At 47.9% G+C, this 685-nt stretch carries 2 tRNA genes and 1 rRNA gene; all 3 read left to right on the forward strand.

The window, feature by feature from the left end:
* Window positions 1-53: 53 nt before the first annotated feature.
* Window positions 54-130: transfer RNA gene (locus AC1DYX_RS31715), tRNA-Ile, on the forward strand.
* Window positions 131-141: 11 nt separating this feature from the next.
* Window positions 142-217: transfer RNA gene (locus AC1DYX_RS31720), tRNA-Ala, on the forward strand.
* A gap of 225 nt (window positions 218-442) precedes the next feature.
* A 23S ribosomal RNA gene (locus AC1DYX_RS31725) occupies window positions 443-685 on the forward strand; the annotation flags it as partial.

A 685-nucleotide genomic window follows, 5' to 3' on the forward strand; every position in this document is an offset into this window, starting at 1 on the left:
CTTATCGGCTGTTACTTATCGGCTGTTAATAAAGTTAAACGAGAAGAGTTTTCGGGGCTGTAGCTCAGCTGGTTAGAGCACCGTGTTGATAACGCGGGGGTCGTTGGTTCGAGTCCAACCAGCCCTACCACGTTATGCGTCGGGGGATTAGCTCAGCTGGGAGAGCACCTGCTTTGCAAGCAGGGGGTCGTCGGTTCGATCCCGTCATCCTCCACCATCGACTGTTTCACTATTCTTATCCAAGTCCRGCGAGCYGGGTTTCGATAAGTGTAGTTCTCGTTCTTTAACAATCTGGAAGAAGTAAAGTTTTCTTTAAGCGTTCAATACGTTGAAAAATGTATCGAACACTTAGGGTAGTAATCTGTTGTATCAACAAACATAGTAAGCTGAACTCTTGTTGTTATGACGTTCCCTGAYACTCATGCAGGGGCCAACGTTATAGGGACAAGTGAATAAGTGCACATGGTGGATGCCTTGGCGATTACAGGCGATGAAGGACGTAGTAGCTTGCGATAAGCTGCGGGGAGTGAGCAAACACACTTTGATCCGCAGATTTCCGAATGGGGAAACCCGGCCCTCTGGGTCATCGCATACTGAATACATAGGTATGCGAAGCGAACGCGGCGAACTGAAACATCTAAGTAGCTGCAGGAAAAGAAATCAACCGAGATTCCCAAAGTAGTGG

This window comes from Massilia sp. P2_C2 (genome assembly GCF_056404615.1).